General features: G+C 42.9%; 11 protein-coding genes. 10 read left to right on the top strand and 1 reads right to left on the bottom strand.

Annotated features, from left to right (window positions below; genetic code table 11):
* Nucleotides 1-173: 173 nt before the first annotated feature.
* The 10 genes from CU633_RS03045 (at nucleotide 174) to CU633_RS03000 (ending at nucleotide 13,085) form a co-directional block, all read left to right on the top strand.
* A complete protein-coding gene (locus tag CU633_RS03045) occupies nucleotides 174-398 on the top strand; it encodes a FeoA family protein (RefSeq protein WP_101658259.1) in 225 nt (74 codons plus the stop codon).
* On the top strand, nucleotides 398-2,404 hold the full coding sequence (feoB, locus tag CU633_RS03040) for a ferrous iron transport protein B (protein WP_101658258.1): 2,007 nt from the start codon (nucleotides 398-400) through the stop codon (nucleotides 2,402-2,404). Before CU633_RS03045 ends, feoB begins: the two co-directional genes overlap by 1 nt.
* A 14-nt stretch (nucleotides 2,405-2,418) precedes the next feature.
* Nucleotides 2,419-2,619: a FeoB-associated Cys-rich membrane protein gene (locus tag CU633_RS03035; protein ID WP_101658257.1), complete on the top strand. Its 201-nt coding sequence runs from the start codon at nucleotides 2,419-2,421 to the stop codon at nucleotides 2,617-2,619.
* 185 nt (nucleotides 2,620-2,804) lie between these two features.
* On the top strand, nucleotides 2,805-4,061 hold the full coding sequence (locus CU633_RS03030) for a DUF445 domain-containing protein (RefSeq protein ID WP_101658256.1): 1,257 nt from the start codon (nucleotides 2,805-2,807) through the stop codon (nucleotides 4,059-4,061).
* Between the two features lie 356 nt (nucleotides 4,062-4,417).
* Nucleotides 4,418-5,848 (top strand): amino acid permease, encoded by a 1,431-nt coding sequence (locus tag CU633_RS03025; protein ID WP_101658255.1) that lies wholly within the window; start codon nucleotides 4,418-4,420, stop codon nucleotides 5,846-5,848.
* Nucleotides 5,849-5,992: 144 nt separating this feature from the next.
* Complete coding sequence (locus CU633_RS03020) at nucleotides 5,993-7,483, top strand: helix-turn-helix domain-containing protein (RefSeq protein WP_101658254.1); 1,491 nt, start codon at nucleotides 5,993-5,995, stop codon at nucleotides 7,481-7,483.
* Nucleotides 7,484-7,692: 209 nt separating this feature from the next.
* Nucleotides 7,693-9,363 carry a urocanate hydratase gene (hutU, locus tag CU633_RS03015; protein WP_101658253.1) on the top strand — a complete coding sequence of 557 codons (1,671 nt, stop codon included), beginning with the start codon at nucleotides 7,693-7,695 and terminating at the stop codon, nucleotides 9,361-9,363.
* 72 nt (nucleotides 9,364-9,435) lie between these two features.
* Nucleotides 9,436-10,737 carry an imidazolonepropionase gene (hutI, locus tag CU633_RS03010; RefSeq protein ID WP_101658252.1) on the top strand — a complete coding sequence of 434 codons (1,302 nt, stop codon included), beginning with the start codon at nucleotides 9,436-9,438 and terminating at the stop codon, nucleotides 10,735-10,737.
* Complete coding sequence (locus CU633_RS03005; RefSeq protein WP_101658251.1) at nucleotides 10,710-11,711, top strand: agmatinase family protein; 1,002 nt, start codon at nucleotides 10,710-10,712, stop codon at nucleotides 11,709-11,711. The genes hutI and CU633_RS03005 overlap by 28 nt, the downstream gene beginning before the upstream one ends.
* A gap of 93 nt (nucleotides 11,712-11,804) precedes the next feature.
* A complete protein-coding gene (locus CU633_RS03000; protein ID WP_101658375.1) occupies nucleotides 11,805-13,085 on the top strand; it encodes a YjiH family protein in 1,281 nt (426 codons plus the stop codon).
* Nucleotides 13,086-13,878: 793 nt separating this feature from the next.
* Here the strand turns inward: CU633_RS03000 and CU633_RS02995 are convergent.
* A partial coding sequence (locus tag CU633_RS02995) for a hypothetical protein (RefSeq protein ID WP_101658250.1) occupies nucleotides 13,879-14,518 on the bottom strand: 640 nt, incomplete at its 5' end.

The raw sequence follows: 14,518 nt of genomic DNA, 5'->3' as shown, positions 1-14,518 counted from the left end.
GGGACAATCATGTTTTAAAAATACATGTGAATTTTTTATTAAAACATGGAGAAAAGCAAAAGGATGTGATTTTCCTCACAGCAAAACATGAATGGAATTGTTATAAGTAAAGATAAAGAGAATCATTCTCAACTAACAAAACTGATTAAATACTTTTATATAGGGTGGGGAACATGCTCGGACAATTAAGAGAAGGCGATAAAGGCAAGATTTTGGACATTTCAAAGGCAGATCATTTGGTGCGCCGCAGGCTCCTGAATCTCGGAATAACGGAAGGAACAGAAGTTTGTATTAAATGCATTATGCCATTTGGCGGACCTTATTTGTTGGAATCTTGCGGTCAATGTGTCGGCATTCGCCGAAATGAAGCACTCCGCATCGAAGTGGAGAGATTATAATGGATATTGCTCTACTCGGAAACCCAAATACCGGAAAAACATCATTATTTAATCATTTAACCGGTTCATATGAGTATGTTGGGAACTGGAGTGGTGTCACGGTTGAGAAAAAAGTCGGGTTATTTAAGAATAAAAAAGATAAATTAATTGATCTGCCCGGTATTTATACGCTGAACCCGCTGTCCAAGGATGAAGGTGTTGTCAGTCATTTCTTTTTAACAGAAAACTTTGACAAGACGCTCAACATTGTTGATGCTTCACAGTTGCCGAGAAATTTGCACTTAACGATTCAGTTGCTTGAGTACGGAAAGCCGCTTGTCGTTGGTTTAAATATGATTGATGTAGCGAAACAGCGTGGCATTCAGCTCGACCCGGAAAAGTTGTCTGAACTTCTCGGTGTTCCCGTTGTTTCCGTCATCGCAAGGAGCGGGAAAGGTTGTGACTCCTTAACAAAGACAGCAACAACAAATTCGGCTTCAAGTCCCAAAAACAATCCTGTCTATTATGGGAAAGAACTTGAAGCAGGCGTGCTGAAGCTGGGGGAAATGCTGAAAGGAAAAGCGGCCCACTCAACTAGATGGCTCGCCTTACAGCTATTTGAAGGAAACCAGTATGTAAAAAAATATTTAACAGCATTTATTGATAATCAAGTTTTGGATGAACTGGTTCAATCAATCGAAATGAACCTGAAAAAACTACACGGGGCAAAATCGCTTGAGCAGTATATTCATGCAAAAAGACAAGAAAAGATCGATACCATTTTGGCAGCAGCTGTCGTACAGGGAGACCAAACGAAAACGACTTTAACGGAGCGGATCGATGCGATTGTCACCAACAAGGTACTGGGGATTCCCATCTTTTTAACATTCATGTATTTGATGTTTATGCTGACGTTTGATTGGGTCGGTTTTCCACTATCTGATTTGCTAGATGGATTCATTTCCGGCCCGCTGACAGATGCAATTGCCGTATTGCTCACTGCTGCAGGCGCCTCGGATTTCATTCATGCCTTAATCCTCGATGGAATCGTTGCAGGGGTTGGCGGAGTACTCGTGTTTGTGCCGCAAATTTTTATCCTTTTCTTCTTTATTTCCTTATTGGAGGATTCAGGTTATATGGCAAGAGTGGCTCTTGTCATGGACCGGATAATGGAAACGGTCGGATTGAACGGAAAAGCATTCATTCCGATGGTAATTGGCTTTGGCTGCAACGTCCCCGGCATTATGGCTGCCAGAACGATTGAAACACCTAAAGAACGATTGTTGACGATTTTGCTGACGCCATTGATGTCCTGTTCAGCCCGGTTGCCGGTCTATGCTTTGTTTGTCGGGGCATTTTTTGTGCAAAATAAAGCATTTGTCGTTTTATCCTTGTATGTCCTTGGAGTGTTGACAGCCCTCACATTGGCTAAAATTTTCTCTTCAACGATTTTAAAAGGGGAAACTTCGTTATTTGTGATTGAACTTCCCCCATATCGGATCCCGCAATTCCAGGCATTATGGAAAAGCACATGGGATAAGGGGAAAGGCTTTATAAAAAAGGCTGGAACGTTTATTTTTGCAGGTTCCGTTTTTGTATGGACATTATCTTATTTGGGGCCGGACGGCTTCAACGTTGCCATGGATGATAGCTATTTGGCAGCGGTTGGCGGTATCGTTGCCCCGCTGTTTGATCCAATCGGATTTGGCACATGGCAGGCAGGCGCATCTTTATTAACGGGCTTTTTTGCAAAAGAAGCCATTATTTCAACGATGAATATTATCTATTTTGTCCCTGATGAAGCAAGCTTGCAAGGATTACTTGCAGAGTATTTTACTCCCCTTGCTGCATACAGCTTTATGGTATTTATTCTCCTGTATATTCCGTGCCTGGCGACAACAGCAACGATTTATAAAGAAACAGGTTCAAAAAAATGGACAGCGTTTTCCATTCTATACGCGCTTTTTATCGCCTATACTTTAGCGCTGCTGGTTTTTCAGGGCGGCAAATTGCTGGGTCTATCCTGAAGGGGTGAAATCACATGATTGCCAACATGATTATTGCCGGAGTAATATTTGGATATGCCGGTTGGGCTCTGTTTGGATTTATCAATAAATCAAAGCAAGGGAAGTGTGCAAGCTGCAGTATTAAACAGTCCTGCTCACAAAATTGTGGAAAAGCTACCTTTGATGTTGAGCAGGGTCAATCCGAACCTCGAGTTAGTCACGTTCAAAAATCATAATTTAATTTTGGATCGCAAAACAGGCTCTCGACCGGGAGTCTGTTTTTTAATATAATGAAACCTTGCTCGATCATCTATGGTGCAGATGGCTTAACTTAACTGTACCATACATTTAGCAAATCATTTTTATTATGGTAAAATTAGATGTTAAAGTGATATACAACAAATATGATAAGGAAGATTTTATGGTCAAAAACAGCACGAAGTCAAAATATTTAGCAACTATTTCTCTAATCATGATGGGAAGCGGATTCCTTGCAACGATTCCTGTTCAGGATCATATAATCGGGCGCCTGTTACATGGCGGATTTGAAGCGGGATTAGTAGGAGGATTGGCTGATTGGTTTGCGGTGACAGCTTTATTTCGCCATCCACTTGGTGTGCCGATTCCGCATACGGCATTGCTTCCGAAAAATCGCGACAAAATGGTAAATGCGCTAATCAATATGCTCGAAAATAATTGGCTCACAAAAGAGAGCATTCGCGAAAAGCTTAAAGAAATAGAGATTGCCAAAAAGCTTATTGCTATCGTAGAAGCTGAAATTCGCTCTGAACCAATCAGAAACGGCGCAGTTTCTATTCTCGAACAAATCATCCGCAGCCTGGATGCGGAAAAAATTTCTCCTTACCTTGAAAAAGCGATCAAAGACTATCTCTACAGGATGGATGCCGGAAAACTTCTTCATGCCGGTGCATCCCAGGTCATCGCAAAGAAATATGATGAAAAGGCAATTGATTATTTATTGACCGAGTTTGAAAAATGGGCAGCAAAAGAGGATTCGAAAGAAAAGATGGGCAGCATCGCGATGGAGCTGCTTGAAAACACCAAATCGGACGGCTTTATGCAATTTGCCCTTCAGTCTTTAAAACAATTTATCAACAAAGAAAAGCTCGGCCAAATGATCCAAAGCTTCCTTATGAAAAGAATCCCTCTTTTAAAGGAATCGGATAACCAGTATAGGCAAATAGTTCTTGCACGAATTCGGAAAGAATTGGCGGATGTAGAGAATCGAACGGAACTGGTAAACGAAATAAACGACTGGAAAGAACAAATCATTCATGATTGGCGGTTATCAGGGCAAATAACAGAACTCTTGCTACAGGCGCAGCAGAGAGCAGTAAAATTTATCAATGAAGATACCTTTTATCATCAATTTATGCTCCCGCTGATGAACCGGGTTATCGACGATTTAAAAACGGATCCGGCCAAATTTAATGCTATTGAAAATTGGCTGCAAAAGCAAATTGCCGCGTTGATTGAAAGCAACCATTCGAAAATTGGCAAGCTGGTGAAAGAAAATTTGGACAAACTCGACACCGAGTCGCTGATCCACATGATGGAAAACAATGTTGGAAAAGACCTGCAGTGGATTCGGGTGAACGGAGCTGTTTGCGGATTTTTGATTGGAGTTGTTTTGGCGGCTATAAAAATGGTTCTGTAGCGTTACCAGATGCTTGGCTTCATGCGAAAACCAATATTTTCACGTAACCAAATTCAAATCGGGCATCTATTTGTATAGATGCTTTTTCTTTGGAGCCAATTCATAAATGAATTGATTGTGGCTATGGTTGGAAAGTGATAAGCTTGGATGATTTCGGATAAGATAATAATAGCTTTATCTTTTCAAAATTTTGCACGGGAGAAAAACCTTTAGTTCTCTGTTGCAAATCGCAATTGGAAAGAACTGCATAATAATAAAATTTGAAATTTATTTATTTTTCAATATAATAAATATGTTATCTTAATATATATTTATTGCGAGATAAATTCAGAATATTTGATTTTCGGGGGTTTGTTATGAATTTGTTTAGGACAAAATCGATTGATGCGCTCATCAGGGAAACGGGGAAAAAAGGAGTCACCCTTAAGAAAGACCTTGGCGCATTTGATTTAACTATGCTTGGGGTTGGGGCCATTATTGGTACCGGGATTTTTGTTTTAACTGGAGTGGCTGCTGCGGAACACGCAGGCCCTGCGCTTATTCTTTCGTTTATTTTATCAGGACTTGCTTGCGTTTTTGCTGCTCTTTGTTATGCGGAATTTGCTTCCACAGTTCCGGTTGCGGGCAGTGCTTATACTTATAGCTATGCGACTTTTGGCGAGCTGATTGCCTGGATACTGGGCTGGGATTTAATACTGGAGTATGGACTTGCTTCGTCTGCTGTGGCCAGTGGATGGTCGGGGTATTTTCAAGGGCTGCTGCAGGGGTTTGGTATAGAAATTCCAAAGGCATTATCAAGTGCTTATAACCCGGCAGAAGGTACGTTTGTTGATGTTCCGGCTATATTGATTGTATTTTTAATTACCCTGTTGTTGACTCAGGGTGTTAAGAAATCTTCCCGTTTTAATACGATCATGGTCATTATTAAACTTGCGGTGGTCATTCTATTTATTGCGGTAGGGGTATGGTATGTTGAACCGGATAATTGGTCACCATTTATGCCTTTTGGTTTTTCCGGCGTTACCGCAGGTGCTGCTACTGTATTCTTTGCTTACATCGGATTTGATGCGGTTGCTACTGCTGCGGAAGAAGTAAAGAATCCGCAGAAAAACCTGCCGATTGGCATCATCGCCTCTCTTTTAATTTGTACAGCGTTATATATTGTAGTTGCACTGATATTGACAGGCATCGTTCCTTACGACCAGTTGGGAGTAAAAAATCCTGTTGCCTTCGCGCTCAGCTATATTGGCCAGGACTGGGTAGCGGGTTTCATTTCCCTTGGTGCGATCACTGGCATAACAACTGTTTTACTAGTGATGATGTATGGACAAACAAGATTATTGTATGCAATCAGCCGTGATGGCTTGCTGCCGAAAGTATTATCACGGGTGGATAAAGAAAAACAAACACCTATTGCCAATTCATGGATTACTTGTATCGTTGTATCTTTTTTTGCCGGGGTTGTTCCGCTCAGCAAGCTGGCGCAGTTAACCAATATCGGCACATTATTTGCATTTGTGACAGTATCAGCGGGAATCCTTTATCTTCGTAAAACAAAGCGTTCTCAAAGTAAAGGCTTTAAGGTCCCGTTTGTACCATTGATTCCGATCCTGGCCATTCTGTTTTGCGGATATTTGGCCCTCCAGCTTCCGGCAACGACATGGATGAGCTTTGGAACCTGGATATTGATCGGATTAGTGATTTATTTTTCATACGGGCGAAGGAACAGTAACTTAAACGAAATTACTGCTAACAAGGGTGACTATAAAAATAAAAAAATCAATTAATGATTTACTTTGCATGATTGGAGCTGTCGTTTTGGCAGCTCTTTTTTTTTGAAATCCTGGACTTTAAGCAGGAAAAATAATAAGCGGAAGCTAAATATAGTTTACAATACAGGTATGGAAAACGTGCGATAAAGGAGGGCCTGTATGGTTAAATTGTTAATTGGCGATCGTGATCAAAATGAACGAACAGGGATTGGCTGGCTGTTGTCTTCGTATTCAATTCCGTTTGATCATGTACTTACGGCAGGCTCTGTATCAGAGGTATTTGATATTATTGAGGCTGAATTGCCCGATGTTATTTGCATTGAACTCGATATGATTTCAAAGGATAGCTGGGACAGCTTTAAGGAGCTGATCAAACGGTACAGGACCAAGGTCATCGTCATGACTGCAGAAGCCACATTTGAACGGGCGCTTCAAGGCATTGAACTACATGCCTTTGATTTATGGGTAAAACCTCATTCGCCTGACCATATCAAACGGGTATTAACCCATTGCTGCAAGGCTGCTTCCGAAGTTGAGAAAAAACAAAAGCCATCGGCTCAAACCGAAGAATCCTCCATCTCTTACCGCTGTTTATTCGTCCATGAAGAAACGCCAGACGTCAATTACCGATTGATGCTGATGCAGTTGGAAAACCCGAAAAAACTGCCTTTGCTGCTTTCTTTTTTGCAGGAATATCCTTTTCAATACCAGCCGGTTTTACTGCCGCTAAGCGATATGATCGTTTCTGTTTTTTCATTCGCCAACAAGCTTCCATTCACACACCTAAAACAGACAGGCAACCGGATTTTAACAGAGTGGGAAGAACGGTTTTCAGAACCGATCTCGCTTGTTTTATATGACTCCGATGATCCGTTTCTTTCATTAAATGAAAAATATCTTCGTGCGAAGCAAGGGCTTGAACTCCGTTTTTTTAAAGGATATCGGCAGCTTTCCGTCATTGAAGATAAAGTGGACTGGGTAATGATCGATCCGTTTCTGACTCCGTCAGAACAGAGGGAATGGATCCATATGCTAAATGAGGATGACAGGAAAAAGATTAAGCAGTGGATGTATAAAGAATTTTTAAATATGAAAGAACCATATCCCGAGCCAGGTTTATTACGGACGCGATTAACAAGCTTATTAGCCCAGGTGCGCCGCTTTATGAAGTCATTTTACCTTGACGAAGGAACGCTTGAGGTCCGTTATCATCAAATATTTGAAACTATTCTCTACAATCCTATTTTGTACCGGATTGTCCAGGAGTTATTGTTATTCCTTTACGAGGTTCTTGACCGTGCTGCCACTCATCAAGAGCATGCCCGTACAGATGTGATCGAACAGGGTATCCAGTATATTGAACAGCACTTTGACAATCCCGGTTTAAAGCTTGAGGATGTCGCGAATCATGTAGACAGAAGCCCGGCTTATTTCAGCTCGCTCCTCACCAAAAAACAAGGAATCTCTTTCCGGCAGTTATTAACGAAAAATCGCATAAAGAAAGCACAGCGTCTTTTACTTGAAACTAAAATATCCATTCAAGATGTAGCGGAGCAAACGGGATTTATTAATGCAAATTACTTCAGCAAAATTTTTAAAGAACAAACCGGGATAACCCCCCGCGCATTTAGAGATCGAAAAAAAGTATAGAAAACTAAAATAATTACAGACTTTTTTATGTAAGCGCTTTAAGTAGATAGTAAATTCGAAAAAAATTTAAAAAATTCAAAAAATGAACCTCTATTTCCGGCTGCTTACTTTGTCTACACTTACAGTATAAAAAATGTACAAAAGGATGGGTTTACCGAAAATGTCCCATCCTTTTGCATCTTAAAAATACTGAAAGAGCGGGTGAGGGCATGTCTGTAAAGCAAACAGGAAAAAGAGTAGTTCAAAACTACACAGGTAGTGAACTCCATGCGAAAGGATGGATCCAGGAAGCGGCATTGCGGATGTTGTTCAACAACTTGAATGTCGATGTCGCAGAGCGCCCGGAAGACTTGGTTGTATATGGCGGCATCGGAAAAGCGGCCCGCAATTGGGAGAGCTTTGATGCGATTGTCTCAACGCTGAAAAACCTCGAAAATGACGAAACGCTGTTGATTCAGTCAGGAAAACCGGCAGCTGTATTTAAAACGCACACAGATGCCCCGAAAGTGCTGATTGCCAACTCCAACCTCGTACCGGCATGGGCAAACTGGGATCACTTTCACGAGCTTGATAAAAAAGGGTTGATGATGTATGGACAAATGACAGCTGGCAGCTGGATTTACATTGGCAGCCAGGGAATTGTCCAAGGAACGTATGAAACGTTTGCTGAATGTGCACGCAAGCATTTCAACGGTACTCTTGAAGGAACGATTACCGTAACGGCTGGACTTGGAGGTATGGGAGGAGCACAGCCGCTTGCGGTTTCATTAAACGGCGGTGTCAGCATCACTATAGAAGTTGACCAAAGCCGTATCCAGCGCCGCCTGGATACAAAATACCTTGATGTGATGACAGAAAGCCTTAATGAAGCACTGAATTTGGCTTTGGAAGCAAAACACAATAAAAAAGCAATTTCCATCGGTTTGCTGGGCAATGCCGGTGAAGTGTTAAACGAGATGCTTGAAAAGGGTTTTATTCCGGATGTTTTGACCGACCAAACATCTGCCCATGACCCGATTAACGGATACATTCCAATTGGCATGAGCCTGGAAGAGGCTTTAGTGCTGCGCAATAAAGACCCTAAAGCTTATGAGCTGAAATCAAAAGCAAGCATTGCTGAGCATGTGCGTGCGATGTTGAAAATGCAAGAAAAGGGTGCGGTTACGTTTGATTACGGGAACAACATCCGCCAGGTCGCAAAGGATGAAGGCATTGAAGCTGCCTTTAATTTCCCTGGTTTTGTACCTGAGTATATTCGGCCACAGTTTTGTGAAGGTAAAGGCCCGTTCCGCTGGGCTGCGCTCTCCGGGGATCCAGACGATATTTACAAAACAGATGAGGTCATTCTTCGCGAATTCAGCTACAATACGCATCTTTGCAACTGGATTAAAATGGCCAGGGACAGAATCAAGTTCCAGGGACTTCCGGCCCGTATTTGCTGGTTAGGTTACGGAGAACGGGCAAGATTCGGAAAAATGATCAACGATATGGTTGCTAGTGGCGAGTTGAAGGCGCCGATTGTGATTGGCCGTGACCACCTGGATTCAGGCTCTGTTGCGTCACCGAACCGTGAAACAGAAGCCATGAAGGATGGAAGTGATGCTGTGGCAGATTGGCCCATTTTGAATGCCCTGATCAACAGCGTTGGCGGAGCGAGTTGGGTTTCGGTGCACCAGGGCGGTGGTGTTGGAATGGGATATTCCCTGCATGCCGGTATGGTGATTGTCGCAGACGGAACAAAGGAAGCAGAAAAACGCCTTGAACGAGTACTTACGACGGATCCAGGAATGGGTATTGTACGCCATGCCGATGCTGGCTATCAGCTCGCAATCAAGACAGCAAAAGAAGCAGGCATCCATATTCCAATGTTGAAAAAGTAGGCGATTTGCCAAAAAACAGTTCAAGCATGCTAGTTTAACCTGTTTGGCCAACATTGTGAGAGGGGAGACGACATGAACAGTAAACCAGTTTTTATTCGCAACGCCAGCCAGCTGGTCACACTAACAGGAAGCAGTGAGGCGCCGTTAACTGGAAAGCAAGTGGAGCAGCTCCATATAATCGAAAACGGCAGCGTTTGGCTTGAGGACGGCGTCATCCAATATGTTGGGAAAAATGAAGAAGTGGCTCAAATCTACAATGACCGGATAAATGAAGCGGAACTGATCGATGCTGCCGATAAGCTTGTCACCCCGGGCTTAGTTGACCCGCACACCCATCTTGTTTATGCCGGAAGCCGTGAAAATGAGTTTAACATGAGACTCCAAGGCGCTACGTATATGGAAATTATGAACAGCGGCGGAGGAATCCATGCCACGACCTCCTCCACAAGGGAAGCAAGTCACGATACGCTATTTAATGAAAGCAAAAAACGTCTTGATCAATTTTTGTTGCACGGTGTAACGACAATAGAAGCAAAGAGCGGTTACGGACTGTCACTGGAGCACGAAATAAAGCAATTGGAAGTAGCCAAAGCTCTTCATGAAAGCCATCCGGTCGATATTGTCCGAACGTTTATGGGGGCACATGCTGTCCCTTCTGAGTACAGGGCAAACCCTGATGAGTTTGTCAATCACATTATTGACGACATGATCCCTGAAGTGGCGCGGCGAAAGCTTGCAGAGTTTAATGACGTATTTTGCGAACGCGGTGTTTTTACACCCGAGCAGTCAAAACGCATTCTTCAAGCAGGACTTGAGCACGGTCTGCTTCCCAAAATCCACGCCGATGAAATTGAACCTTACGGAGGCGCAGAATTGGCGGCTTCCATTGGTGCGATATCTGCCGACCATCTGTTAAAGGCATCGGATAAAGGGATCGCAGCACTTGCCGAAAAGGGTGTGATTGCCGTTCTTTTGCCAGGAACAGCATTCTTCCTGATGGCAGAGTCGGCAAACGGGCGAAAAATGATCGATGCAGGAGTGCCTGTCGCTTTATCTACTGATTGTAATCCGGGTTCATCGCCAACAGTTTCATCGCCTCTTATGATGAATCTTGGCTGCATGAAGATGGGTATGACTCCTGCTGAGGTACTTGCAGCCGTCACAATTAATGCTGCACATGCGATCAACAAAAGCAAAGAGATCGGCAGTATCGAGAAAGGAAAAAAAGCAGACATCACCATTTTTGATGTGCCGAACTATGTGTCGCTACAATATCGTTACGGCGTCAACCATGTCCATACTGTCCTCAAAAATGGCGAAGTGGTCGTTGAGGGAGGGAGATTGGTTTGCAGCAATACCCGTATCCACAGTTAAAACGGCCGGCGTTTTCTTGGGACAGAAGCACAGTCAGTCATGAGCCGGGAGTAAACGAATGGATCAAGACGCTTCATTCGAAGGACGCTGAGAAAGTGGACTGGACCGTTTTTGATGCTGCAATTATCGGAGTGCCGTTATCAAGATCTTCCATCTCCGCATCAGCTGCAAGTGAAAATCCGGACGCACTGCGCAGAGCCTGGAAATACTTTACGACCTATAATCTCGATCATGATGAGGACCTTTCCGGCTTAAACGTCGTCGATCTTGGTGATGTCCGCCAGCATGTGACGAATATAGAGGTATGTCACAACAATATAAAAGAAGCAATGATCAGTATGCGAACCCATCATCCAGAAGTGCTCCCTATTGTGATGGGTGGTGACCACTCAATCACTGCAATGCTGGTGAAAGGGTGGAAAGAAGTTCATTTTAATGAGCGGATCGGCATTCTTCAGCTCGATACTCATTTCGACTTAAGGGATTTGAAAGACAACGGACCGAGCAACGGCACTCCGATTCGTAATTTGATTGAAAGTGGTACTGTAAAAGGGGGAGATGTGTACAATATCGGTCTGCATGGGTTTTTTAATGCCAGGTCCTTAAAAGAGTATGCTGATGAAGTCGGATTAAACTATACAACAATGAGAAATGCGCGGAAACAAGGGATTGAAACTGCGATCAATGAAGCATTGGAGAAACTCTGCCGCAAAGTCGATACAATCTATTTGACTGTTGATATGGATGTTTTGGATATGGGCTTCGGGCCTGGAGTGCCGGCTTCTACACCAGGGGGTATGCTCAGTACCGAGCTGTTTGAGGCTGTTTATTTAGCAGGAAAAAGTCCTAAAGTGAAAGTCATCGACATTGTTTGTCTCGATCCATACAAAGATCATGGAGAAATAACGGTGAAAACAGCAGTTCATACAATGCTTTCCTTTTTAACAGGTTACAAACAAAGAATCAATATTTAGTGTATCGGACAATAGACTATTAGGGGAGGACTGCCCATAATTGTTCCAGATTCAGGATCAAACTTGGAAACGAAAAAAGCTACTATATACTCAATGGCAAACGCTTTGAAATTTATAGTTTTCAGTTTTATCGGTATTTTTATGTTCTTTATCCCGATTACGATAAACGGGGTTTCATCGATCATGCTTGATCATATGGTGACATCACTCAGGCTGGCATTACCTTCTGTTGTCCCTATCTATGTTCTGATCGTCATTGTACTTGGTGCAGTATACCCATTTGTCACCAAAAGCTGGAAGAAAGACAAAGTAAGCACAGTTTTTTCTTTCTTGAAGGTTTTAGGGGTCATTGTCGCATTGATGATTTTTACGAAAACCGGCCCGGCATGGCTATTGGCACCGAATATGGGACCGTTCCTGTTTGAAAAACTGGTTATCCCTGTAGGCCTTCTTGTACCAATTGGTTCAGTCTTTTTAGCATTGCTCGTAGGTTATGGATTATTGGAATATATTGGTGTTCTCGTCCAGCCCATCATGCGTCCGATCTGGAAAACGCCTGGACGTTCTGCGGTTGATGCTGTCGCTTCCTTTGTCGGCAGTTATTCGATCGGTTTGCTGATTACCAACCGTGTTTTTAAAGAAGGAAAGTATACAATTAAGGAAGCAGCAATTATCGCAACTGGATTTTCTACTGTTTCCGTGACTTTCATGATCGTTATTGCAAAAACGCTTGGAATTATGGATCGTTGGAATCTTTATTTCTGGGTATCCCTTGTCGTCACCTTTCTTGTGACAGCTGTGACTGTCCGTATGTATCCTCTTAATAAAATGAGTGATGACTATTATAGAAAAGAAGGCGATCCGGAAGAAATCGTTAAGGAAAAATTCCTGCAAAATGCCTGGAAAAGCGCAATGGAAGCGGCAAACAACTCGTTAAATCTTCGAAGAAATGTATGGGAAAACCTTAGAGATGGTTTTATTATGACGATGAGTATTTTGCCATCTATCCTGTCTGTTGGACTAATTGGTTTAGTCCTGGCAGAGTTTACACCTTTTTTTGATTGGCTTGGTTATATCTTTTATCCTGTTACATGGGCTTTACAAATACCGGAACCGCTGTTGGCAGCCAAGGCTTCGGCTATTGAAATAGCTGAGATGTTTTTACCGGCTCTCTTAGTAGTAGAAGCACCATTGGTAACAAAGTTCATTATTGCGGTTGTATCTGTTTCTTCTATTTTATTTTTTTCGGCCACTATCCCATGTATTTTATCTACCGAAATTCCAATCAGTATACCGCAGCTTCTGGTTATTTGGCTGGAGCGTACGATTTTAACTTTGATTTTTGTCACTCCGCTTGCATATTTACTCCTATAAAAGTTTAGCTATATAACTTGAATTTAACATTTTCCAGCTATCTTCAGATGGGCTAAAGAGAGCGGGTGCTTTTATTGCTCATGAAGGACAAAACTCATTCGGAAAATAGGAAAAGTGGTCTTCATAGGGCTCATGAAGGACAAAACTCATTTGGAAAATAGAAAAAGTGGTCTTCATAGGGCTTATGAAGGACAAAACTCATTTGGAAAATAGAAAAAGCGGTCTTCATAGGGCTCATGAAGGACAAAACTCATTTGAAAAATAGAAAAAGTGGTCTTCATAGGGCTCATGAAGGACAAAACTCATTTGAAAAATAGGAAAAGTGGTCTTCATAGGGCTCATGAAGGACAAAACTCATTTGGAAAATAGAAAAAGCGGTCTTCATAGGGCTGTGAAGGCCAAAACTTATAGGGAATACGAGAAAAATGTCCTTATGAGTCCGATATATGGAAAGATTAATAATTGGCGAGAAAAGCTCTCTATTTCTAAAATATCAAAGCCCGTAAATCAATAATTCAACTTATATAGAAATGATCAAATTGTGAGTAGCAGTGTAAATCGTGACAAGTAATCCATAAATCCCAAGAAAATCTTAAATCAAAGTGCCTTCCATCAGGTTCGCTGGAAGGCACTTGCTGTTGATTATTAATGTGTAAGCCTTTCTGGGGAAATATTAAGCCGAATAGATTTAATTCAGATATACAATTCGCTGTTAGTTCCCGTTATGCCCTATAAAATAACAACAGCCCTCCAAAGAGGGCTGCTGCTATAGAAATACTAACTGGGTGGCAAACTACGATAAGCTGCCCAAGCCGTACATCTGCATGCCGGCACCTTGTTGCTGCTGGCTACCATAGGCTAAATCCCGGGCGATATCCTGTCTCACCTGCTGAGGATTTGTTCCGAATCCCGGCTGAACGATTGATTGAGCATTTTGCCCCATCTGCCATGTACCTTGCATGCCGCGTCTTAACGGTGCTGAGCCATCCATCATGCCGCCGGCCATTTGATATGAACCGTCCAAGCCGCCCGCCATCATGCCGCCCTGTAAGCCTCCAGCCATCATACCACCTTGCTGCTGCTGGCTACCATAGGCTAAATCCCTGGCGATATCCTGTCTCACCTGCTGAGGATTTGTTCCGAAACCAGGCTGAACGATTGATTGAGCATTTTGCGCCATCAGACTTGAACCTTGCATGCCGCGTCTTATCGGTGCTGAGCCGTCCATCATGCCGCCGGCCATTTGATATGAACCGTCCAAGCCGCCCGCCATCATGCCGCCCTGTAAGCCTCCAGCCATCATACCACCTTGCTGCTGGCTTCCATAGGCTAAATCCCTGGCGATATCCTGTCTCACCTGCTGAGGATTCGTTCCGAATCCCGGCTGGACGATTGATTGGACATTTTGGGCCATTTGAGGCGAACCTTGCATG

Source organism: Bacillus sp. V3-13 (genome assembly GCF_002860165.1).
GTDB lineage: Bacteria > Bacillota > Bacilli > Bacillales > Cytobacillaceae > Bacillus_BJ.
The sequence above is the reverse complement of the archived record's forward strand: the minus strand, read 5'-3'. Positions and strand labels throughout refer to the sequence as shown.

What these genes read in the sequence shown, in the direction of transcription:
- CU633_RS03030 (WP_101658256.1), top strand. Translation starts at nt 2,805, where the DNA reads ATGGTCAAAAACAGCACGAAGTCAAAATATTTAGCAACTATTTCTCTA.
- CU633_RS03000 (WP_101658375.1), top strand. Translation starts at nt 11,805, where the DNA reads ATGGCAAACGCTTTGAAATTTATAGTTTTCAGTTTTATCGGTATTTTT.
- hutU (WP_101658253.1), top strand. Translation starts at nt 7,693, where the DNA reads ATGTCTGTAAAGCAAACAGGAAAAAGAGTAGTTCAAAACTACACAGGT.
- CU633_RS03035 (WP_101658257.1), top strand. Translation starts at nt 2,419, where the DNA reads ATGATTGCCAACATGATTATTGCCGGAGTAATATTTGGATATGCCGGT.
- CU633_RS03045 (WP_101658259.1), top strand. Translation starts at nt 174, where the DNA reads ATGCTCGGACAATTAAGAGAAGGCGATAAAGGCAAGATTTTGGACATT.
- CU633_RS03020 (WP_101658254.1), top strand. Translation starts at nt 5,993, where the DNA reads ATGGTTAAATTGTTAATTGGCGATCGTGATCAAAATGAACGAACAGGG.
- CU633_RS03025 (WP_101658255.1), top strand. Translation starts at nt 4,418, where the DNA reads ATGAATTTGTTTAGGACAAAATCGATTGATGCGCTCATCAGGGAAACG.
- hutI (WP_101658252.1), top strand. Translation starts at nt 9,436, where the DNA reads ATGAACAGTAAACCAGTTTTTATTCGCAACGCCAGCCAGCTGGTCACA.
- feoB (WP_101658258.1), top strand. Translation starts at nt 398, where the DNA reads ATGGATATTGCTCTACTCGGAAACCCAAATACCGGAAAAACATCATTA.